Genomic DNA, 22119 nt, shown 5'->3' with positions numbered 1-22119 from the left:
CCTTCAAAACTGGACCACAAAATCGGCGCCGGCAAGAAACTGATCCTGTTGGGTGCCCCCGCTGAACGCCGGACTTGCCGCATCCGCCCACTCATAGCGGATCTCCGGCCGCACCGTCAGCCAGTTCAAGGGTTTCCAGTTCAGCCCGCCGGTCAGCGCATAATACCCTGCCTCGCCGGCACCATAGCGGACCCCGTGTTGATCGCGAAACCACTCGGCACGCAGCCCCGCCCCCAGCGAATCGGTAATCGAATAGGTCAGGTACTGGACAATGGAATACCATTCGGCCGTTTCTGTGCCCGCGCCCATCACGTTGTCCTGCCGACCGCGATCGTGCTGCAGTACATAATGCAGGCGTTCGGTCAGCGGGTATTGGAACACCGCACTGAGATAGGTCAGGTTGTCATCGAGCGTCTCGCTGACATCGCCATTCAGCACCGAGAAACTGAACGAGGTGGCGTTGTCCTCACCGGTCCAGTTAAAGCCGCCGAGATAACTCCAGGCCCCGAACTGCCGATCGAAATTATCCACACCGGTCACGGCGCCCGAATAGAAGGTCAGGTTGCTTTGCAGCGGATACGACAATAAGACGCCGGTATGGGTAAACGGCGACGATTTCATGCTGTAGGTATGGGAATAAAAGAAGTTGGGCGGCGAAGCGACCGATTCATAGCCGATGATGGTGTAGAAACGCCCGATTTTGGCCGTCACCCCATTCCCGAACGGCGCGTAGACTTCCGCATACGCTTGGGGAATCGCCACCTTGTAGAAACGCAGATCGTTGTCGTCAATCAGATGCTGGTCCCAATGGCCGGCCGCCTGGGTAAACGGGCTATCGAGGCCGAACATCCCATCGAAGCGTCCCCCGAGGCCCCATTGATCAGAGCCAGTCACCGTTTGCCGTTCGACGAACAGGTTGAGCTGTTCCAGGTTGAATTCGTTCGCACGGTAATTAAAGGAAACCGGTGTGTTCGAACGGTCCACGGGATGGTCGGGGTTATAGTTTCCGCCCGCAGCAATCCAACCGCCCACCGAAAGGCCGGAGCTACGCAAGAAATCAACATCATTGAGATTTTCATGGGTCAATGCTTCGTAAAGCCCCTGAGTATCCCGGAACTCGATCGCATCGGAAACGGCCGGTTGAAACAAAAGCAGCGCCGAAAGAAGGGACGCGCTAAAGGCATTTATAGCCATTGCGACACCAAAGAAATCCGCTATGAGCCCTGAAAGCATTCATTTTCGAAGTTATTCTACACTGTCCCGAGGCTTTACTTCTTCATTGACCGAAAGCCGGTAACCCACGCCGACCTCGGTCAGCAAATAGCGCGGCCGCGCCGGATTGGCTTCCAGCTTGTGGCGTAACTGGCCCATGTAGATACGCAAATAATGCTGATCGTGAATGTGTTCGGCTCCCCACACTTCCTGGAGTAATTGGCGGTGGGTCACCACTGCCCCGGCATGCCTTATCAGTATCGTAAGCAGCCGGTATTCGATCGGGGTAATGCGCACTTCGTGATCGGACAAAAAGACCTTGCGCCGAGCCAGATCCACCTTCAAGCGGCCGGTTTCGAACACCTCCATCGCGCTGAAACTCCGGGAGACTCGGCGCAGCAGGGCCTGCAGGCGCGCATGAAGTTCGCCGCTGCCGAAGGGTTTGGTCAGGTAGTCGTCCGCGCCGGCATCCAGCGCCATGATTTTGTTTTGCTCCTGGCTGCGGGCCGACAGAATCAGGATGGGCAAATCGGACAACTGCCTGAGGCGCCGCGTGACCGCGATGCCGTCCATATCCGGCAAGCCCAGGTCGAGAATCACCAGGTCGGGAGTTTCGCTGGCCAGCATCGCAAGGCCCGTTTTGCCGCAGTCGGCCTCCACGGTGCGCCATCCCCGGTGATTGAGGCTGGATTTCAAGAACCGCCGGGTTTGCAGATCGTCCTCGATGATCAAAATCAGATGCGCCGCCGCCATCAGAGGCACCCCTGGGTTTCGGGCTCGTCAATCGAAGGCGGGTCGCGCAGCGGCAACAGGATCACGAATTCGGCGCCCTTTCCGGCCCGGTTGCCGGCTCGGATAAGGCCGCCGTGCGCCTCGACAATCGCTTTGCATAAGGCCAAACCGAGGCCGACGCCGCTTTGATCGGATTCGCAGGCGCCCCGGTAAAACTTTTCGAATATTTTCGTTTCCTGGCCTTTGGCAATGCCCGGACCGTAATCCGCTACGGCCAAACGGCAACGGCCGTCCTGAATTTGGGCGCAGATATCGACCGGGCTGCCCGCCGGGCTGTACTTGATGGCGTTTTCGACCAGATTGACCAGCACCTGCTCGATCAGCACCGCATCGATCCACAACAGCGGCAGGTTGTCCGCCAGCACCGTACGCACCGGCCTGTCCTGCAAATGCTTCTCCAGCCGGTTCAAGGCGCTGCCGACGATCTCTTCGAGCGCGTTCCAGTCCGGATGCAGAACGATTTCGCCGCTGCTGAGCCTGGCCATATCCAGCAATTTGCCCGTCAGCTCGGACATCCGCTGCGCCTCTTCCAGTACGATATATTTAAAATCGCGGCGCTCCGAAGGCTCAAGATCGGTATCGTTCTCGATCAAAGCATTGGCGGCGCCGATGATGCGCGTCAAAGGCGTGCGCAAATCGTGCGAGATGGAACTCAACAGGGCGTTGCGCATCGCTTCGGTTTCGGCCTGCAGCGTTGCTTCTTTGGCTTGCGCGGCAAGCTGTAAACGTTCCAGGGCCTGGGCGATCAAATGGCAAAAAGTATCGAGGAAGGCGGCCCGCTCCGGGGATTGCGCCGGAAACGGCTTGGCGGCGTGCATAATCAAAATCCCCTGCCAGGCGCGCGAACCTTTGAGCGGGTAATACGCGGTATGATTTTCCTGTTTGAATTTTCGCGCCTCGAACATCCGCTGCGCTTCGGCCAGGTCGATGCCGGTCAAAGAGAAGGGCAAATGCAGGCTCGACGGAAATTGCAGGCGGTCATCGGCATCCGCGTTTAACAGCACCGAAGCCGCACCGAACTCGTCATGGACATGTTCCACGGCGATCCGGCCCACGCTTTCGTGATCCTGCGCCGCCGCAAGATCCTTACTCAAGCGGTAAAGGGCGCTGGCGCGAATTTCCCTTTGCCTGGCCAGCTCCGCCTGGAGTTTGGATTTCTCCAACAGGCTGCCGGTGACGTTGGCCACCACGATCATCACGGTCAGGCCGATCATGTTTTCCAGATCGTGAATCGCGAACGAAAAAATCGGCCGGGCAAAATAAAACGCAAACAACGGCGCGGTGAGCAGCGAAGCGATCAGGGAAGGTCCGCGGCCGCAACGGCTGGCGACCAGGAAGACGCCGAGCAGATAGGTCATCAAAATGCCGGCCTGCCCCACCCAATGCCGCAGCGGCCAATCGACCAGCGTGCAGAGAAACGGAGCGGCCACGCCCCAGGCATAGCCCCGCATCCGCTGCCTGTCGGCTAAGGCGCCGGAAGCGGCCGCGTTGTCCGGTTCCGGATGATGTTGGCTCCGCACCGTTGCTCCAGGGTGACGGCTTGCTGCCGGTTCAGAACGAGCCGGCATTGAGCAGGAAATGCACGCCGATGCTGGCGAAATAACCCAGCAAGATGACCGGGCACCATTTCATATGGCTGCCGAAGGTATACAAACCTTTCGCTTGCCCCATCAGGCCGATACCCGGCGCCGAACCGATCGCCAACAGGCTGCCGCCGACGCCCAGCGTCAAAGTCAACAGCAGCCATTGGCCCTGGGGGATATCCGGATGCATCGTCAACACCGCGAACATCAACGTGCCGTTGTCGACGAAAGCCGACGACAAACCGATCAGGATATTCGCCAGCGTCGGACTGAATTGCCCGTAAAGCACCTGCGAGATCGCGTCCAGATAACCGATAAAGCCCAAACCGCCGATGCCCATCATCGCCCCGTAGAAAAACAATAAGGTATCCCATTCCAGCCGGCCGACCTTCTCGAAAATATCGAAACGGACCGCCTCACTGCGGGAACCGGTTCCGTCGACGCCGAAGAACAGCGCAAACTCCACGTCGTACCGTCCGCTCAAACGATAGGATTTTTGCAAAAAATAATAAAAAAACTGCAATAACGTCAAACCCGCCATCATGCCGGCCGCGGCCGGCAAACCCAGCGCCGTATCGAAACCCACCGCCAGGGCAATCGTGACGCCGAACAAAAAAATGATCCGCTTGGCGCCGCGCGGCAAATGCACCTCCGCGTTTTCCACCGGAGGCTTGTCTTTCGGCAAGGCGAAATGCATGGCCGCGGCCGGCAGCAGAAAATTCACCAGGCACGGGACGAACAGCTTGAAAAACTGGGTAAATCCCAGCATGCCGTGTTGCCAGACGAACAGCGTCGAGATGCCGCCGAGAGGACTGAACGAGCCGCCGGCATTGGTCGCGATCACGATATTCAAACAGGCAAGCGAGACGAAGCGGGGATTGTTTTTGCCGACCGCCACCACGACGGCCCCCATCAACAAGCCCGCGGTCAGGCCGTTGACCACGCAGGAAAGCAGAAACACCAGCCCTCCCGTCATCCAGAACAGTTGCCGATAGCTTAAGCCTTTGCCGACCAGCCAAACTTTCAGGGCGTGAAAAATGCCCATATCTTCCATCGAATTCAGATAAGTCATCGACACCATGATGAACAGCAGCAGCTCCATATAGGCCAGCAAGTTGCTCTTGAAAGCGGTCAACGCCGGCAGGCTGCTGCCGTGCTGCTGGTACGCCACGGAAATGACGAACCAGATGACCGCCGCCGCCAGCAGCATCGGCTTGGATTTGCGCAATTCGGTGACGTCTTCAAGCATGGCTGCAATATAGGCGGCCACCATGACGACAAGCGAAAAATAACCGGCCCAGTGACGGGTCAGGTCGAGATGGAAGGATGGCGCCGCTTCCGCCGTCGACTGGGCAAATCCAAGCCCGGGAAGTGCCAACGCGGCCAAGCCCGAAAGGCGCGCAATGAAAAGCAACATGCTCTCTCCGATGGTGGTTGAAGAAAAGCCTTCGAAACCGCTCCATTCCTTAGCCGTTCCGCAAGACGAGCAAATTGTATTTTTCGGGGCGTAAAAAAAGCGTAAAGACCTTCGTTAAAAAACCGAGTTTGGCAAGACCCGTAGCCGTTCTTAGCTGGCTCCACTCTTTTTAATTAAACGCGCAGACAAGAGTTTCCCTATCTATCGCAGGGTAATCACGCTATATGCTTGATACTCGTCATTCCGGCAGGGAGTGCCGGAATGACGGCTTTTTATACATAGCGCGATCGCCCTGCTATCTACCGAAACGCAAACGGCAATAAGCCTGCCGCAAGGGTGATTACGGACGGATCGCTACAGTTCGGTCAGCCAATAAAACTGGTAAGGCGGCAGCACGATCCGCCGGTCGTACTGGGCCGGACTTCTGCCGCTGTATAAATCGATGAATTGGGAGTAGCGGTTAATGCCTTTGCCGCTGATCGTTTCAAGATCGAGATATTGGGGATGGGCATCGAAATTGGCCACTACCAGCACCCGCTCCGACGGACGCTGGTGGTTGAAGCGGATAAAACAGAGCAAATGTTCGTTATCGACGTCCATCAGCTCCCGGTTGTTGAAATCCGCAAAAGCGGACGTTTCCTTGCGGATGGCGATCATTTTTTTGATCGCGTTGAAAATGGCGTACTCGACCGTGCCCTGTTTTTTCCGTAGCTCGGCGCGCTGCCAGTTGATTTTGGGACGGTGGACCCACCGGTTGTCGAAACTCTTACTGGGGTCGTCGCGATAGCTGTAGTCGTTGACGACGCCGAGCGCGTCGCCGTTGTAGAGCAGCGGAATGCCGCCGAAAGACAGAATGAGGCTATGCAGCAGCACGATTCTGTCGATCGCGGACGCCGCCATCGCCTGGTCGCCGCTTTCCAGCGCCGCTTCCAGTCCGGCCAGGGAGGCCAGCGAACCGCAAATGCGCGCGTCCCCCGTTTGGTCGTTGCGCATGAACACCAGGCCTTTTGCCGGCGAATGATCGAACTGGCCGCTGAAATAATCGATCAGAAACCGGCGGTGGGCATAAGGTTCGTAGCCGGCGGCCCGGATGTCGTTATCGTCGAAACCGAAACCGATGTCGTCGTGGCAGCGCACATAGTTGAGCCAAGTCGCCCGTTCCAGTTTGGCGGGCAGGCTTTTCACGCCCTGGTAGAGCAGCTTGGCGTTCTTGGTGGCGACCGCGTCCCAGAGCAGTGCCATCAAGGTGGCGTTGTAGGCGATTTCGCATTCCTTGGCGATGATCGCGTCTTCGCCGAAATATTTGATCACCTCGACCGGCGCGACGATCGCTTCGGCAATGAACAATACGCCGGGCGCGGTCACCTGGCAGCAGTCCTTCATCAACTGCAGAATCAGGTGCGCATTGCGTTCGTTCTGGCAGGTGGTGCCGATTTTTTTCCACAGGAAGGCGACGGCGTCCAGCCGCAGGATGTCGACGCCCTGATTGGCCCAAAACAGGATGATGTCGAGCATTTCGATGAAAACCGCGGGATTGCTGTAATTCAAGTCCCATTGGTAGTCGTGGAACACGGTCATCACCCATTTTTGCATGTCCGCGTTCCAGGTAAAATTGCCCGGCGCGCTTTCGGGAAAAATTTCCGGCAGGGTCTGTTCGAACATGTCGGGAATTTCCCGAGTATCGAAAACGAAATAATAATCCTGGTACCGGCGCTCTCCGCCGACCGCTTTTTTAGCCCATTCGTGCTCGTCGGACGTATGGTTGAGCACGATGTCCAGGACCATCAGGATGTCCCGCTTCCTGAACTCCTCCGCCACGCGGCGGAAATCCTTCATATCGCCGATGCGGTCGTCGATTTGGCGAAAATCGCTGACCGCATAACCGCCGTCGCTCTTTCCGGGAGGGCACATCAAGATCGGCATGATGTGTACCATGTTGATGCCCAACTCCTGGAAATAAGGCGTTTTATCGGCTAAATCGTCCAGGTTTTCGGCGAACCCGTTGGTATACAACGCCATGCCGACCCATTTCTGGGACAGGAACCAGTTGTGGTCCGATTCGCGCTCGATATCGACGTGCTCCAGTTCCTGGGAACGATCGATGTAGCCCTTGGCCATCGTTTCCACCAGCCGCAGCATTTGCGTCTTGAAATCGTCGCGGTGCCCGTAGAGCGTGGAAAACAGCGAATAGATCGCGTAAAAATTGGCGCCCAGGCGAGTGTAAAAATGCCGCAGGTCCTGGCGCCTGATTTCCGGTTTCAAATCGTCGAGGATGGCATTCAGGAGGGAATGGGAAACTTGTTCATACATGGTTTTAGTTCCATTCGTCGAGGAATGCGCGGTAAAACGCTTTCTCGGCAACCGTGGCCCCGCGCCTTCCGACCAGCGCGCCGGCAAAGGCTTGCGCCCGCTCCAGAGTGAGGTCCAAAGGCCATTGCCGGTTCAGCCCCAGCACCAGCACGGCCGCGAACGCGTCGCCCGCGCCCACCGTATCCACTACGGCGGCGCCGGCCGAAGGCTGTACGGCCACGAAATGCTCCCGCCTGTCCCAAGCGACCGCGCCTTTTTCTCCGCGGGTTACCACCAGCGTCTCCAGGTCGAACAGCTCGTAAAACTCCACCATGGCCGCTTCCAACCCTCCCCCGCTTTCGGGGCTCAGTTCTGCCAGCTCGGCCTCGTTGAGTTTGACCCAATCCGCGCCGTCGAGCAATGCCCGCAGGGTAGCCTTGTCCCACCAGGGCGGCCGCAAATTGACGTCGACGAAGACCTTGCCCCGATGCCGAGTCTTCAAGGCCTCCAGTGCCGCCCGCGCAGCCGGATTCCGGACGGCCAGCGAACCGTGATAAAGAATACCTTCGGCGTCTTTATCTTCGAGCGATTCGGCGGCGATAAAGTCGTAGGCGCAGTCGGCGACGATTTCGTAATGCGGTTCGCCGTCCCTGATCAGCACCCGGACGCTGCCGGTGGGATGGTCGCGGTCGATCTGCAGGCCGGCGCGGCTCATGCCCCAAGCCTCCATCAAGGATGCGATTTCGCGTCCCGGCGCATCGCCGCCGATGCGGCTGATGAAGCGGGGCGATTGCCCGAACGCCTGCAGATGCCAGGCTACGTTGAACGGCGCGCCGCCGAGGACTCGGTTGCCGTCGGGAAAATGGTCGAAAAGCACTTCGCCGAAAACGTGGATAGGTGGGTTATCGTTCATCGTTTTCCTTCATCCAAAGTACGGCGCCAGGGTGATAATGAGCAACGCCCTCCAGGATCCCCGCGCTGTAATTGCCGTTCATGCCCAGGAATCCGCCCCGGGCCCGATAAAATGCGTTCAGCGATCCCAGCTTCGCCGCCAGCCTTTCGGCCTTCTCGACCACGTCGTCGGCGGCGTTGGCGACCAGGACGGAGCGGATCGGACTGACGATCACCGGCAGGTCGTTGCCGCTGTCGCCGGCATAAACCGTATCGGCCACGGCGAAAGCCTGATGCCGCATTAAAAATTCGACCGCATGCCGTTTGGTCGCCCGCGCGGGCAGCACGTCCAGGAGACCGGTGCCCGCTTCTTCGTCGACGCTGTGGATCAGGCCGGCCGTGAGGTTCCTTGCGCACAAGCGCCGCTCCATTTCCTGCCGCAGCGCCTCCGCGTCTATATGCGGCGGCAGGTAATAGCTGAGTTTATAACGGTTTTGCTTGGCTTCTTCCTGCAGGCGCAAATCCGGCAAATCGGCGAATAAAGGCCGCAAATCCTTCGCTTCCAAGCCGCGCCAGTCGGTACCGATATCCCGTTCCCATTCGGGCCAGTGCCGCCATATTCCCCGCTGAACGCGGTAAATCGTCGTGCCGACGTCGCCGATGACCCAGTCGGGCATCGGCAGCGCATAGTCCCGGATCGCTACTTCGACCAATGCCCGATGCCTGCCGCTGACGTAGGCCAAGGTCACTTCGGGGCGCGCCGCCAGGCGCGCGAAACGCTCACGGGCGCCGGGCGATTCCGGCTGGCGGCCGTTCGGCAGCAATGTCCGGTCCAGGTCGGTGCAGATCAGTAGACGTTTAAGCATCGGCTAAAGGCCCTCTGCTAATGGCTGAAAAAGTCATAATGTTCGATCGCTTCGAGCAGCCCCAAAGCATAGGGGCGCTCGGCAAAATAGACATGCTCCAAGTCGCCGAGCGCCGATAACTCCTCGCGATTATGATTGGCGGCCACGACGCCGAGGGTATTCCCGCGCAACATGTCTTCGTCGGCCGCGGAACCGCCCATCACCAAAATCCGTTCGAGAGGAATTTGCCATTGCCGGGCGATATAGCGTAACGCATTGCCTTTGGAGGCCCTTGCGGGCACCAGGTCGAAAAACTTGCCGAAGGAGAGCGTGGGATTGACCGACACTTCATGCTGCCGCAGCACCATCAGAATGTCGTCCATCGGCGGTGCGGCGGCGCTGTCGTAATGGTAAGACAGCTTGAAGCGGCTTTGCTCGGCTTTGGCCGGCGTCAGGCCGGGAATGCCGGGGAGCTCGCCGATGATCCGGCGCAGGGCCTGGGGCGTCCATAAATGGTCGATATGATGCGTCCAGGCGATGTCGGCAATCAGTTGCGGTGCGTAGTAGATTTCGGTGCCGAGACTGGTAATCAGAATATCCGGCGTCGGGATCCGGTATTTTTTCAGTACCGCCAGCGCCGAATCCAGACGCCGCCAGGTGGCGATGCCGAACAGGAATTTTTTGCGTTTGTCCCGGACGAACGGGATGAATTGTTCCAAAGCTTCCGTATCGCCCAGCAGGGTCCGGTCGAGCGCGGAAAAAATGGCGCGCGTCCGGAAACGGCCGGCCGTCACGACCGGCGGCGTTTTCGGCAGCCTGCCCCGCCCTTCCGTCAGGGGCTGGATGCGCCGCAAATAAGTCTGGACATGCGTATTCCAGGAATAGCGCTTGCGTGTGTTCCGCAGGCCGTTGGCGGAAAATTCCTTCCAGATTTTCGGCTGCTTGAGGATCGTCAACAAGGCTTCGGCAATCGCCGACTTATCCAAAGGATCGACCAGCAAGCCGTTGCGGCAATTGCCGATGATGTCGACCGGACCGCCGTTTTCGGTGGCGACCAGCGGCAGCCCGCTCGCGGCCGCTTCCAATAGCGTCAGCCCGAAAGGCTCGGTCAGGGCCGGATTGATGAAGACCCCTTTCGAAGCGGCAGCGAGCCGGTAGATGCCGGCGACCTCGTCGGCATGGTGATGTTTCGGCAGCGCCACACGGCCGTACAGGTCATAACGGTCCATGACCAGCAGCAGTTCGGTCAGCACCGCTTGCGCGCCTTCGCTCATCTCCCGGATATCCTCGCGGTTGCCGGCAATGATCACGAGATTGGCCGCTTCCTGCAGACGCGGCGACTCGCCGTAGGCCTCCAGCAGTCCGACGATATTCTTCCGTTCGTCCGGCCGGGACAGCGCCAAGATCATCGGCTTCTCCGGCGCGTGCAAAAACTTTTCCAGGATTTTGCTAAACGCGATTTCTTCGCCGGCGGCTGCCGGCGGATGGAATTGTTCGAGGTCGATGCCGGGCGGTATGATCACCATTTTTTCCGGCGTATAGCAATCGTAAAGCTCGTACTGTTCCGCGATTTCGTTTTGCGTGCTGGTAATGACCAGGCCGGCGTTGGTCAAGGCGTCTTCTTCGGCGCCGATGCGGCGGGAAATATGATAACGCTGCTCGATTTCCGCCATCGAAACCCCCAAGGCAAGGAGGCGGCGGCGCTTGTCCCGTCCCAGGGAATGGCCGGTATGAACGAGCGGCAGGCCCGTCAAATGCGCCAGCCGGACGCCCACATAGCCTGCATCCGCATAATGGCTGTGCAATACGTCCGGCAGGCGAGGCTGCTTGTGGAGCCAGCCGAGCAGATTGTCGGCAAAACAGTCCAGATGATCCCAGAGGTCTTCTTTTCGGATATAACCTTCGGGGCCCGCCGCGATGCGGACGATCCGGGCATTGTCCGCCAAGGGCTCGATCGCCTCCGCATAATCGTGCGCGACCTCGCTGTCGATGATTCGCCGGGTCACCAAATCGACGCGCCCGACTTCCGGCTGTTTCGCCAGGGCTTGCGCCAGCTCGACGACATATTTGATTTGGCCGCCGGTATCCGCATCGCGCCCCAGCTCCAGATCGCGACTGCGGATCAAGCCGTGGACGCTGATCAACACGAGATACAGCGGTTCGATTTTTTTATTTTTGCTCATCGTTTTTCTACTGTCGATCCCGTTAACAAAACGGTGGCCAGTAAGGCGCCGCCCGCTCGGCGGCTTCTAGACTGCAAACTGCCTGCGTCCGGAGGCTGTTGGGCTTATCCGGGGAATTTGTCCGGCTGCGGCAGTTCCCGGTAGGCCGCCCGCAGCAATAAGTCTTCGAAGGTGTAAAATCCGTTAGCGCAAACGGATAAATGGGAAAACGCGAAAGCGGCTCCCGTACCGAAAGCCTCTCCATTAAACTCAATATATTGATAAAAAAGTATTTTTTTAAGCTGGTGATCGTTGTAACAGTGATCTCTGCCAGTCGGGATGGTAGCACGATAACGGAAAGCAGGCCAAACTTGCGCCCTCTTGCAAACGGCTTGAATTACGGTTGTCATGGCGTCTGAAAGTGCGGAGGCCGGGCATTTCCGGCGAATCCGCACGCGAAAAAATATCGAAAAATACTTGGTCATCTATTGCTTTCTCCTTTAAACTTCGGTCCCATCGCTCGTCATTGACCTCTTCCGGAGTGCTGCCATGGAAGCCTATCCATCCGAACTTCTGCTGATTGCCTTCGTCGCGATGCTCGCGCCGCTCCTGGCCGAACTGCCCACCGGCTTCCGCTTGCCTGTCGTGGTTCTTGAAATCATTTTGGGGATCATCATCGGCCCCCATATGCTGCATCTTGCCGCACCTGAGGGTATGGTAGGCACACTGGCCGAACTGGGCCTGACTTTTCTCCTGTTCATGGTAGGACTCGAAATCGACTTCGACAAGATCCGCGGCAGGCCTGCGGCATTGGCGATCGGCGGCTGGTTTCTTTCGCTGCTCGCGGCCATGGCCTGCATGTCTGTTTTCAGTATGATCGGGTTGATTCAAGCGCCGCCGTTACTCGCCGCCGTCGCGTTGTCCACCACCGCCTTAGGCGTCCTGGCACCGATCCTGCGCGACCGGGGGGAACTGGATTCCGACTTCGGAACTTATATGGTAGCCGCCGCCGCAGCCGGCGAATTCGGCCCGTTGATGATCATTTCGCTGCTGCTGATTCCCGCGCACGACACTTTCCTGCACGGGCTGTTCATGGTGACGTTCATCATTATCGCTTTTATCGCGGCGAATCTCGCACTGAACGCGCGTTCGACGCGGTTGATCGAAATGATGAAGCGCACCATGCAAAGCAGCGGCCAGCTTCCCGTGCGGATTTGCATCCTGCTGCAGATTCTGTTCGTCGCGCTCGCCGCCGAATTCGGCTTGAATATCGTGATGGGCGCTTTTGCGGCCGGCATGGTGGCAGGGCTCGTCGTTAAAGGGAAACAGGGGGAACTGCTGCTGCAAAAACTGGATGCCATCGGCTACGGCTTTTTAATCCCCATCTTCTTTATCGTGGCCGGCATGAATTTCGATGTCAGTGCCTTGTGGTCCGCGCCGTTGGCTCCGGTGCAAGTGGCGTTGCTGTCCGGCTTGCTGGTCCTGGTGCGCGGCGTTCCGCTCGTGCTTTACAAGAAGGAACTGACTCCCGATGAGCAGCTGCCTTTCGCGTTTTATTCGGCCACAGGACTCCCGCTGATCGTGATCATCAGCGAAATCGGCGTTTCCTCGGGCCTGATGCGGCCGGACAGGGCGGCGATCCTGGTCAGCGCCGGCATGGTATCGATTTTGCTGTTTCCCGTCCTGGCCGTGAAATTGCGCGGCAAATTCAGCTTGCCTTGGCGAACATAAAAAGCCCGATATGCAACGGATGGCGCAGCTTCCGCTTCAACCCCGCACGGGGAACGGGAAGCCTTGGCGGACAAGGTCAATCACATGACGCACAAATCGTAAAATTTTATATAATAAACCCAGTATTTCTGTCGATTATACTTACCGGGTTATGGATTCTTACATTGTGTTCTGCTTGTTTTCTTTCGCGCTTCTCTCTCATTCTAACTTACTCAACCGCTGCTGCCGGAACCGCAGAACCAAAGCCGCAACGCGCCTTTCGCCGCTTTGCAAAGCACTCCTCACCGCACTCGGACTGCTCCTGCCCGCCCTCTCGTTTGCAGTCGACCAGGCTGGCGAAACCGGCGCCGACCCGTCATTGAACCTGACTCATCATTGGAGCGGTTATTTGATCGTATTGCTGTTTGCGATCGCTTACGTCCTTGCGATGCTCGAAGAGGTCACCGACCTGCGCAAATCGAAACCGATGGTGTTTGCGGCCAGCTTGATCTGGGTGATCATCGCCGGCATCTATGCGCACGGCGATATGACCGCACAGGCCGGCACAGCTTTCCGCACCACCCTGGAAGCGTACGCCGAACTGTTTTTGTTCATTCTGGTGTCGATGAGTTACTTGAATGCGATGGAAGACCGCGGCGTATTCGAGCGCCTCCGGGTCTGGCTGCTGAATAAAGGCTTCAACTACCGGCAATTGTTCTGGATTACCGGCTTTCTTTCATTTTTCATCTCTTCGGCCTGCAATAACCTCACCACGGCTCTTCTGATGGGATCGGTGATTCTGGCACTCGGCAAAAACAACCAGCGTTTCGTCTCGCTGTCCTGCGTTAATGTGGTCGTGGCGACGAATGCCGGCGGCTCGTTCAGCCCTTTCGGGGACATCACGACGCTGCTGGTCTGGCAGAAAGGCGTCGTGCCCTTTGGGGATTTCTTTTCGTTGCTGATCCCGGCGCTGGTCAATTTCATCGTACCGGCCACGTTGATGTATTTCTGGATTCCAAAGGCCTGCCCCGTTCCGATCGAAGAGTCGCAACCGATGAAGCGCGGCGGCATCGTGATCATCGTCCTGTTCATCCTGACGATCATTACTTCGGCCTGCTTCGAAAACTTCCTGCACCTGCCGCCGACTGCCGGCATGATGATGGGTCTGACTTATCTGAAGTTCTTCAGCTATTACCTGCAGAAATTTCCGCCGGGATTCCTCCATACGGCGCTGGACTCCGCCCGCTACGAATCCGAGAAGCAGGTCGAAATGGATCTGGCCATCAAAGATCTGACCGTGGTCAAGGACGGCTATATCGACTATTTCGGCCCGATGAAGATCATGAACCGGATGGAAAAATGGGAACATGACCGGGAAGAGCAACTGAACGAACCTTTCGACGTATTTACCAAGGTCGCCAATCTCGAATGGGATACCCTGCTGTTTTTCTACGGCGTCATGGTCGCGGTCGGCGGACTCAGCTTTATCGGCTATCTGGAACTGACTTCGCAGTACCTGTACACCGGCATGGACCCGACCATCGCAAACATTCTGGTCGGCCTCGCTTCCGCGTTCGTCGACAACGGCACGATCATGCTCGCGGTATTGACCATGTCACCGGATATTTCGCAGGGGCAATGGCTGCTGGTCACCTTGACTGCCGGGGTCGGCGGCAGCATGCTGGCGGTCGGCTCGGCCGCCGGCGTCGGGCTGATGGGGCAAACCAAAGGCCTATACACGTTCACCAGCCATTTAAAGTGGACGCCGGCGATCGTTTTGGGTTTTTTCGCCAGTATCGGCGCCCATTTCCTGATCAACGGGCGTTATTTCATAGAGTAACCGTCCCCGCGGCACCGGATTGAACGGTCCGGCGCCGCGGCTGATTTGCCGGGGAAGGCTGTTTTTGCCGTGCGATCAACCTCAGCGGAACCAACTATCAACGCAGCCAGGGCGGCCTTTGGGAGAGAAGGCTTCAATGCGAATTAAGCGCTGCGCCAGCGTTGCCCCATCAACTATTTGCAGAGCAAATCCCCCCCGCCCCCCTTTTTCAAAGGGGGAGAAAACGGCATTCCTTTTTCAAAGGGGGACGTCGTTGTCGCCATTGTTGAAGCCACTCCTGCCCTCGCCCCTTTTGACAATGCCGCTTCCCCTCCTTTTTCAAAGGAGGGCAGGAGTATTGACCGCATCGACAACGAATAACGTTTGACAATGCTGCCGCTTTCCCCCCTTTGAAAAAGGGGGGCAGGGGGGATTTTATTAGGCTGCTTTCACAGCATAACAGCCTTTAACTCTTAATCCGTATTTCAGTCTTCTTTTTTACGGTCGGCCGCTTCGCCTTCGACAGACGAATCCTGCTCGCTTTCGTGCGTATCGCTTTCGCCGTCCTTAACCGCCGAACGAAAATTTCGTATGGCCGCGCCGATGTCGGCCCCGGCGTTTCTGAGGCGCTTGGTGCCGAATAAGACCACCGCAATGCCCAGTACGATTAATAATTTGGTAACGCTGATTCCCATTTTTATCGCCTTAAGTGAAGTTAAAAATCGCCGACGAGCCGGCGGATTTCCTGAAAATACGGCAACATTCGGAATGTGGACCGTACTTTACTGTAATGCGCGTAAACCGCGCTGCGCTATTCTTCCAACCGCTGTTGCTGGATCCAGGCCTGCCAGACCGCCAGCAGCACCGCCAGAATCACCGGCCCTAAAAACAGCCCGATCGGGCCGAATGCGGACAAGCCGCCCAGCACCCCGAACATCACGATTAGGAAGGGTACGCGGCTGGCGCCGCTGATCACCAGGGGGCGGATCACATTATCGACCGTACTGACGACCAGCACGCCCCACATGATCAGCCCGACCCCCTGCCAAAGATGCTCGGTGGCGATCAAACCCAATCCCAACGGCGCCCAGACCAGCGTCGCCCCCATCGGCACCAGCGCCAGCAGTGCGGTGACTGCGCCGAACATGACCGGCGCCCTGACCCCGGCAAAGGCGTAGCCGAGACCCGCCACGATGCCTTGCGCCAAGGCAGCCAGCACCAGGCCATAGACCACTGCGCGGGTCGTATAACCGGCGGCCCTGAGATACAAGTGCTGGTATTTGCCCAGGAAACGGACCAGCCCCTGCTGCAGCTGCTCCACAGCGCTCTCGCCGTCGCGGAAGCAAAAAAACAGCATGACCAGCATCACCGAAAGCTTCAGCACATATTGGCCGACTCCGCCGATAAATTTTGCCGCGTCGCCGAGCCACTGTTGCACCCATTCGGAAATCTGCCTGGCCATTCCGGCGCGGTCGCCGATGAATTGATCCAACTGTTCCTGCATATGAGGACCGATCCAGGGAATCTCGGCCAGGAACGCGGGCAGCCGGTAAGACGGGTTCTGCAGATTGTTCGCGACCGTCTGGTACATGGTCCTGAGCTCTTCCTGCAGCACGTCGACCAGCCCGTACAGCACCAGCAGGATCGCTGCGGAGATGCAGCAGGACATCACCACGGCGCTCAATGTGTTCCGACGCCCCAGTCTGCGCCGGAGCCTGAGGTAGGCCGGCCACATCACATAGGCGACGATCAAAGCCCAGGCGATCGTCTGCAAAAACTCGCGCAGCACCAGGTAACTCAACCACAACAGGCCAACCAGTAAAATTCCGGGTATCAGAAAGCGGGTCGGCTTGTCGGGCAGCAATTCATTTATCATCGGACGACGGGCCTCATCCCGGAGGAAGTCCAAGGCTTTCCGGGGCAGTCGGGAAAATACGGATTTGCTCGATTCGCGAGTTCTGCATCTTGTCGATCACGACATCGAACTGGCTGAACTCGATCTGCTGCCCTTCGACCGGAATGTCGCCGAGTTTGGCCAGAATCAAACCGGCGACCGATACCTCGTTTTCGAGTTCGAGTTCTTCGTTTTCGATATCGATACCCAGAATCCGTTCCAGGGAAAAGATCGCCAGACTGCCTTTCGCCACGATCGTACCGTCATCGAGCCGGGTCCATTCGGCGACGGCCGGACGGAATTCGTCGCGAATCTCGCCGACCATCGCGCTCAATAAATTGTCCAGCGTAATGAAACCCTGCGGCATCCGGTTTTTCCGGCCAACAATCGCGAAGTGCGCGGCGCCGGCGCGAAAATGGCGGAACAGTTCAAGCGCCGGCGTATGCGCGGAAACATAATGGACAGGTCGCAGGAACGGGCGAAGATCGTCGATCGGCTTGCCTTGCTGCTGCGCGAAAAATAAATCCTTCAAATGAATCATCCCCAGCACATCGATACCGTTCCGGTCGAAATAAGGATAACGGCTAAAACGCTTTTGACATACGGACCGCAAATTTTCGTTCAAACTCTTCTTCGCATGGAGCGCCGCCATTTCATGCAGAGGACGCATCAGATCGGAAACCTGCAATTCGCTGAAGTCGAGTGTATTCGCGAGCACTCTCCATTCTTCCTGGGTAAACGTGCCGCTTTTGCGGTTGCCGCGCAGAATCAGCTTAAGCTCTTCGGCGGTGTAATGGGGATCGTGGCCCTCCTGCAGTTTGATCCCGAAAAGCCGCAAGGTCAGATTCGCGCTGCAGTTCAGCAGCCGGATTACCGGGTACATCACTATGTAAAATCCGTAGAGCGGGGCGGCGCTGATCAGACCGGCCTTTTCCGGGCTGCGGATCGCAAGCGATTTGGGCGCCAGCTCTCCGGCAACGATATGCAGGAAGGAAATGACCGAAAAGGCGATCAGGAAAGCGATGCTGTGTACCACCTCCGGCGAATGCAGACCCATCAGGCTCAATGCCGGCAAAATCAAATCGGCGAATGCCGGCTCGCCGATCCAGCCAAGCCCGAGCGAGGCGAGCGTAATGCCGAGTTGGCAGGCAGACAGATACGCATCCAGATGCGCATGAACTTTCGCAAGCATGCGCCCGCGCCAACCTTGGGTTTTCGCAATCGCGCGGATACGCGTCGGGCGCAGCCTGACCAGCCCGAACTCTGCAGCCACGAAAAAACCGTTCAGGGCAACGAGAACAACGGCGATCGCAATCAAAAACAGATTATTCATAAAAGATAAAAACTCATTTTCGAGTTTTTCGGAATGACCTTCCGAAGGCCGCAGAGGCTAGAAAGGATGGGCATGGCTTCCCGCCATCATACGACTCTGTAGACAATCGTTCGACGGGCATTGCACCTGCCCCGAGCGCCAATTTTTTAAAAATCCCTAAGACCGTTCGGATTATAATAAACCCTACGGCCAAATGCGAGGACTCGAATGAAATCGACTCGCCCCGGGCTTCTGCGATAAACCGGCCCTCGTTTTGCGTCCGTCCAAAGCTCGCATCCAACCCTATTTCGTATTAATATCTGCCGAATGATCAGACCAGCAGCACGCCGCGATTACGCCCCGATAGATTTTGCAGCGCCTTCATTTCCCGTTCGATTCAGTGCTTCCCGACGCGAGCCGCGCCGTCGGCGTTTGCCGTTGGGTTGGCCCGGCACAATCATGGCCCTTCTGTTCATCGCGGCTGCCGGCTGCACTCAACCGCCGTCCGTGCAGCAGTTGAAAGGCTTCGCGCAAGGCACCAGCTACCATATCAGTTACTGGTCCGCCGCCCCGGCCGATACCCAGGCGGTCAAAAAAGCGGTCGACGCCGAATTCGCCGCAATCGATAAGCTCCTTTCGAATTACCGTCCCGATTCGGTGATCGAGTCGTTCAATCGCAATGCCACGACGGACAGCCAGGAAGTCGGCCCCGAAATCGTGCAATTGGTGAAAACCGCAGAAACGGTCCATAAAGCGTCGCAAGGCTGCTACGACCTGACAGTCAAACCGTTATTCACGCTGTGGGGTTTCAACGGCGAAACACCGGCCGTTCCGGATGACAAAGCGATCGCCGATACGTTAACACAAACCGGCATGGAAAAACTGGCCGTCGTCGACGACACCCATCTGAGCAAGAAACAGCCGGCACTGCAGACGGACCTATCCTCCATTGCGCAGGGCTACAGCGTGGAAAGCCTGAGCCGCGTGCTCGAAAAACACGGCATTCGCGACTATATGGTCGAAATCGGCGGCGAACTGAAAACCCGCGGGCAAAAGCCCGATCAGACGGCCTGGCGCATCGCCCTCGAAAAACCCCTACCCGGCGAGCACAAGCTGCACAAGATTCTGGCGATGCCGAAAGAGTCGCCGCTCGCGATCATGACCTCGGGCACTTACCGGCACTATTTCGACGCCGACGGCCGGCGCTACAGCCACATTCTGGACGCGCGCACCGGCCGGCCCGTCACGCACGACCTGGTTTCGGTGACTGTCGCCCATCCCGATCCGGCCGTTGCCGACGCCTGGTCTACGGCCCTCTTGTGTCTCGGCCAGGAGCAGGGACTCAAAACCGCCAATGCCGAACATCTCGCCGCCCTGTTCATACGGCTGCAAAACGATCAATTGGTTGAATCGCAATCGGATTCGTTCGCTGCGTTAAATCTTATCTCCAATCAATAATAAGCGCCCGGAGCAAGGACACTCGCTTAATGTCTTCAAACGTCGTACAAAAAATCATCGCCTCCGTCGGCAACCGCATCCTCGGCAACCCGTTCAAAACTTTTCTGATCATCTGCCTGCTGGTCAGCCTGGTCGTGCAATACACCGCCAACAATTTGAGCATCAATACCGATACCGCCGAATTGATCGCGCCCGATGCGCCGTTCCAGCAAAACCGCCGCAAGTTCGAACAAAACTTCTCCCAGGATATGCATACGCTGTTGCTGGTCGTCGAATCGGACGTGCCCGAACTGACCAAGTCGGCGACCAAGCGCCTGGGCCGTTTGCTGGGCGCGGACAAAACCAATTTCGATTCGGTATACGTGCCGAACGATAACGAATATTTTCATCGCAACGGCCTGCTCTATCTCGACGAAGACGACCTGCAAACCTTGTCGGACAGCCTGTCGCAAGCCCAGCCTTTTATCGGCCGCATCTCGAAAGAGCCGAACCTGACCGGTTTTTTCTCGATTCTCGAAGAGGCGCTGACCTCCGCGAACAAGGACCAGTCCGTCCCGATCGATCTGACCTCGCTGATCGACAAAATCAATGTTTCCCTGCATAAACGCATCAACGGCGAGGATAGCCTGTTGTCCTGGGAAAACCTGATCGCCGAACAGAAAATCACCAAGGCAAGCGCGAACAAAGGTTTCATCAATGTGCTGCCCAAATTCGACTACACGTCGATACGGCCCGCCGAAAACGCGATCGAAGCGATCCGGAAGGCGGCCGAGTCGATTCAAGAGCCGAACCTGCCAAAAGTCAAAGTCTGGGTGACCGGCGAAGTCGGCCTGGAGGATGACGAGCTGCTGGGTATGAGCACCGGCACCTTCAACGCCAGCATTTTTTCGGTGGTGCTGGTCTTCGCTATTTTGTTGACCGCCTACCGCTCACTGACCCTGACGTTGGCGACCCTTTTCACCCTGGCGCTGGGCATGGTGTTTTGCGGCGGTTTTGCCGCGCTTTCGGTCAAAGAACTGAACCTGATTTCGGTCGCGTTCGCGGTTTCGAACATTGGCCTCGGCGTCGAATATGCGATCCATTTCTGCCTGCGCTACCGGGACAACCTGACCCACCACATCGACAAAGTCCGCGCGATCCGCAGCACCCTGCTCAGCACCAGTCCTTCGCTGCTGTTGTGCGCCGGCACCACCGCGATCGGGCTGTATGCCTTCATTCCGACCGATTATAAAGGCGTGTCCGAACTGGGCCTCCTGGCCGGCACCAGCCTGTTCATCTGCCTGTTGATCACGCTGACCGTTTTGCCGCTGCTGCTCAAATTCGTACCGGTTTCAGTTCCCGCCGACTCAATGAATACGCATCCGGCACTGGCCAGGCTGGGCGAGAGGCTGGCCAATCTGACCCTGCATTATGCCAAACCGATTGCGATCGTAACCGGGTTGCTGACCTTATTGTCGATCGTTCTGGTCTTTCGGGTCGAAACCGATTTCAATCCGCTGAACCTGCGCGATCCCAAGACCGAATCGGTGGTCGCGTTCAAAAATCTGATGAAGGACAAGGACACTTCGCCAATGACCTTGACCATCCTCGCGCCCGATGCGGAAAAAGCCAAGGCGCTGCAGCAGCAGCTCGCGAAAATCGATACGGTCGATAAATCGATCAGCCTGTTCGATTTCGTGCCGGAGAACCAGGAAGACAAACTGGCGATCATCGAGGAAATCGCCTTGATGCTGGGCGCACAGCCGCAGCGTTTCCCCGAACTGCAGCCCGATCCGGCGCCGGAAAACGGCATCAGAAAGCTGATTCAGGCCATCGATACGATATTGCCTCAAAAAACGAACGCCAAGGAAATCGAATCGCTGGCCACCTTGAGGAAGGAGTTGCGCGACATTTTGATCGAACTGGATGCCAGACAGATCACCAGCCGCGATCAGTTTATCGAACAGGTGCAGATCACCCTGCTCGGCACGCTGCCGAAAGTGATGAACGAACTCTACGCGAGCCTGAACGCGAGCGAAGTCACGCTCGCCGACGTGCCGCCGGACATCAGGGAAAGATGGCTCAGCAAGAGCGGACTGTACCGGATTCAGATCATTCCGAAATACGATCTGAACAATCTCGACAACATGGCGAAATTCATCACCGACGTGCAGGCAGTCGCGCCGGAAACGACCGATCTGCCGATCATGTACTGGGAATCGATGAAGGAAGTGATCAACGCCTTCCAGGAAGCGATCATCATCGCGCTGATCACGATCGCCTTGCTCCTGATGGCGATCCGCCGCAACGTGATCGATACGCTGCTGGTGATGACGCCGCTGATTCTGGCCGGACTGTTTACGATGGCCAGCACGGTGCTGACCGGCACCCCGATCAATTTCGCGAATATCATCGCGCTGCCGCTGCTCCTGGGCCTCGGCGTCGACAACGGCATCCACATGGTCGAAAAACTGCATCACTCGCTGTCGGAAGAACAGAACATCTACCAGTCGAGCACCGCGCGGGCGATGTTCTACGGCGCGCTGACCACCGCATCGAGTTTCGCAGGCCTGGCGTTCTCTCCGCATCAGGGCATCGCGAGCATGGGCCTGGTGATCACGATCGGGATATTCTGGATCATGACCTGCACGTTCGTGATTCTGCCGGCGCTAAGCAAACTGGTATTCAGACGCAGAATGCCCCATCCCGCGGTCAAACTGCCGGAAACGGCCTAGGCGAGAGGCATCGTTCCGTTT

Annotated in this window: 16 protein-coding genes; 4 read left to right on the top strand and 12 right to left on the bottom strand. The window is 57.6% G+C overall.

Translation table 11 applies throughout. The features are described 5' to 3' along the window. Window positions 1-3 precede the first annotated feature (3 nt). The 9 genes from JJL52_RS12480 to JJL52_RS12440 form a co-directional block, all read right to left on the bottom strand. A complete protein-coding gene (locus JJL52_RS12480) occupies window positions 4-1194 on the bottom strand; it encodes a porin (RefSeq protein WP_202052751.1) in 1191 nt (396 codons plus the stop codon). A gap of 51 nt (window positions 1195-1245) precedes the next feature. Continuing rightward, window positions 1246-1965, bottom strand: a complete 720-nt coding sequence (locus tag JJL52_RS12475; protein ID WP_202052750.1) for a response regulator — start codon at window positions 1963-1965, stop codon at window positions 1246-1248. Continuing rightward, window positions 1965-3524: a DUF4118 domain-containing protein gene (locus tag JJL52_RS12470; RefSeq protein ID WP_336885069.1), complete on the bottom strand. Its 1560-nt coding sequence runs from the start codon at window positions 3522-3524 to the stop codon at window positions 1965-1967. Before JJL52_RS12470 ends, JJL52_RS12475 begins: the two co-directional genes overlap by 1 nt. A 31-nt stretch (window positions 3525-3555) precedes the next feature. Further along, window positions 3556-5004, bottom strand: coding sequence for a sodium:proton antiporter NhaD (gene nhaD / locus JJL52_RS12465; RefSeq protein ID WP_202052749.1), 1449 nt, complete (start codon window positions 5002-5004; stop codon window positions 3556-3558). A 354-nt stretch (window positions 5005-5358) separates the two neighbouring features. Next, the gene (locus JJL52_RS12460; protein ID WP_202052748.1) at window positions 5359-7314 is read right to left on the bottom strand and encodes an alpha-amylase family glycosyl hydrolase; all 1956 of its coding nucleotides are present in this window, start codon (window positions 7312-7314) and stop codon (window positions 5359-5361) included. A 4-nt stretch (window positions 7315-7318) separates the two neighbouring features. Next, entirely contained in the window at window positions 7319-8206 is an 888-nt protein-coding gene (locus JJL52_RS12455) for a carbohydrate kinase family protein (protein WP_202052747.1), read from the bottom strand. After that, window positions 8196-9050 (bottom strand): HAD-IIB family hydrolase, encoded by an 855-nt coding sequence (locus JJL52_RS12450; RefSeq protein ID WP_202052746.1) that lies wholly within the window; start codon window positions 9048-9050, stop codon window positions 8196-8198. The genes JJL52_RS12455 and JJL52_RS12450 overlap by 11 nt, the downstream gene beginning before the upstream one ends. Before the next feature lie 17 nt (window positions 9051-9067). Next, window positions 9068-11212, bottom strand: a complete 2145-nt coding sequence (locus JJL52_RS12445; protein ID WP_202052745.1) for an HAD family hydrolase — start codon at window positions 11210-11212, stop codon at window positions 9068-9070. Window positions 11213-11316: 104 nt separating this feature from the next. Continuing rightward, the gene (locus JJL52_RS12440; protein ID WP_202052744.1) at window positions 11317-11676 is read right to left on the bottom strand and encodes a hypothetical protein; all 360 of its coding nucleotides are present in this window, start codon (window positions 11674-11676) and stop codon (window positions 11317-11319) included. Between the two features lie 64 nt (window positions 11677-11740). Here JJL52_RS12440 and JJL52_RS12435 point away from each other — a divergent pair, with 64 nt between their 5' ends. Further along, a complete protein-coding gene (locus JJL52_RS12435; RefSeq protein WP_202052743.1) occupies window positions 11741-12922 on the top strand; it encodes a cation:proton antiporter in 1182 nt (393 codons plus the stop codon). A gap of 151 nt (window positions 12923-13073) precedes the next feature. Then, window positions 13074-14741 (top strand): sodium:proton antiporter NhaD, encoded by a 1668-nt coding sequence (nhaD, locus tag JJL52_RS12430; RefSeq protein ID WP_202052742.1) that lies wholly within the window; start codon window positions 13074-13076, stop codon window positions 14739-14741. 464 nt (window positions 14742-15205) lie between these two features. On the opposite strand, the gene tatA is transcribed toward nhaD (JJL52_RS12430), so the two are convergent. From tatA to JJL52_RS12415, 3 genes are all read right to left on the bottom strand, one after another. Next, window positions 15206-15415: a twin-arginine translocase TatA/TatE family subunit gene (gene tatA / locus JJL52_RS12425; protein ID WP_202052741.1), complete on the bottom strand. Its 210-nt coding sequence runs from the start codon at window positions 15413-15415 to the stop codon at window positions 15206-15208. A gap of 116 nt (window positions 15416-15531) precedes the next feature. After that, window positions 15532-16596, bottom strand: a complete 1065-nt coding sequence (locus tag JJL52_RS12420; RefSeq protein ID WP_202052740.1) for an AI-2E family transporter — start codon at window positions 16594-16596, stop codon at window positions 15532-15534. A 13-nt stretch (window positions 16597-16609) separates the two neighbouring features. Beyond that, window positions 16610-17947: a hemolysin family protein gene (locus tag JJL52_RS12415; RefSeq protein ID WP_202052739.1), complete on the bottom strand. Its 1338-nt coding sequence runs from the start codon at window positions 17945-17947 to the stop codon at window positions 16610-16612. Between the two features lie 438 nt (window positions 17948-18385). Here JJL52_RS12415 and JJL52_RS12410 point away from each other — a divergent pair, with 438 nt between their 5' ends. Then, window positions 18386-19384, top strand: a complete 999-nt coding sequence (locus JJL52_RS12410) for an FAD:protein FMN transferase (RefSeq protein ID WP_236994233.1) — start codon at window positions 18386-18388, stop codon at window positions 19382-19384. A gap of 29 nt (window positions 19385-19413) precedes the next feature. Further along, on the top strand, window positions 19414-22098 hold the full coding sequence (locus tag JJL52_RS12405) for an MMPL family transporter (RefSeq protein WP_202052737.1): 2685 nt from the start codon (window positions 19414-19416) through the stop codon (window positions 22096-22098). Window positions 22099-22119: the final 21 nt, after the last annotated feature.

This window comes from Candidatus Methylomicrobium oryzae (assembly GCF_016745425.1).
GTDB lineage: Bacteria > Pseudomonadota > Gammaproteobacteria > Methylococcales > Methylomonadaceae > Methylomicrobium > Methylomicrobium oryzae.
Note: the sequence above shows the minus strand (reverse complement) of the source record. Positions and strands in the feature narration are given on the sequence as shown.

Excerpts from the sequence above, each read along its gene's own strand:
- JJL52_RS12480 (WP_202052751.1), bottom strand. The coding sequence starts at position 1,194 with ATGGCTATAAATGCCTTTAGCGCGTCCCTTCTTTCGGCGCTGCTTTTG.
- JJL52_RS12475 (WP_202052750.1), bottom strand. The coding sequence starts at position 1,965 with ATGGCGGCGGCGCATCTGATTTTGATCATCGAGGACGATCTGCAAACC.
- nhaD (WP_202052749.1), bottom strand. The coding sequence starts at position 5,004 with ATGTTGCTTTTCATTGCGCGCCTTTCGGGCTTGGCCGCGTTGGCACTT.
- JJL52_RS12460 (WP_202052748.1), bottom strand. The coding sequence starts at position 7,314 with ATGTATGAACAAGTTTCCCATTCCCTCCTGAATGCCATCCTCGACGAT.
- JJL52_RS12455 (WP_202052747.1), bottom strand. The coding sequence starts at position 8,206 with ATGAACGATAACCCACCTATCCACGTTTTCGGCGAAGTGCTTTTCGAC.
- JJL52_RS12450 (WP_202052746.1), bottom strand. The coding sequence starts at position 9,050 with ATGCTTAAACGTCTACTGATCTGCACCGACCTGGACCGGACATTGCTG.
- JJL52_RS12445 (WP_202052745.1), bottom strand. The coding sequence starts at position 11,212 with ATGAGCAAAAATAAAAAAATCGAACCGCTGTATCTCGTGTTGATCAGC.
- JJL52_RS12440 (WP_202052744.1), bottom strand. The coding sequence starts at position 11,676 with ATGACCAAGTATTTTTCGATATTTTTTCGCGTGCGGATTCGCCGGAAA.
- JJL52_RS12435 (WP_202052743.1), top strand. The coding sequence starts at position 11,741 with ATGGAAGCCTATCCATCCGAACTTCTGCTGATTGCCTTCGTCGCGATG.
- nhaD (WP_202052742.1), top strand. The coding sequence starts at position 13,074 with ATGGATTCTTACATTGTGTTCTGCTTGTTTTCTTTCGCGCTTCTCTCT.
- tatA (WP_202052741.1), bottom strand. The coding sequence starts at position 15,415 with ATGGGAATCAGCGTTACCAAATTATTAATCGTACTGGGCATTGCGGTG.
- JJL52_RS12420 (WP_202052740.1), bottom strand. The coding sequence starts at position 16,596 with ATGATAAATGAATTGCTGCCCGACAAGCCGACCCGCTTTCTGATACCC.
- JJL52_RS12415 (WP_202052739.1), bottom strand. The coding sequence starts at position 17,947 with ATGAATAATCTGTTTTTGATTGCGATCGCCGTTGTTCTCGTTGCCCTG.
- JJL52_RS12410 (WP_236994233.1), top strand. The coding sequence starts at position 18,386 with ATGGCCCTTCTGTTCATCGCGGCTGCCGGCTGCACTCAACCGCCGTCC.
- JJL52_RS12405 (WP_202052737.1), top strand. The coding sequence starts at position 19,414 with ATGTCTTCAAACGTCGTACAAAAAATCATCGCCTCCGTCGGCAACCGC.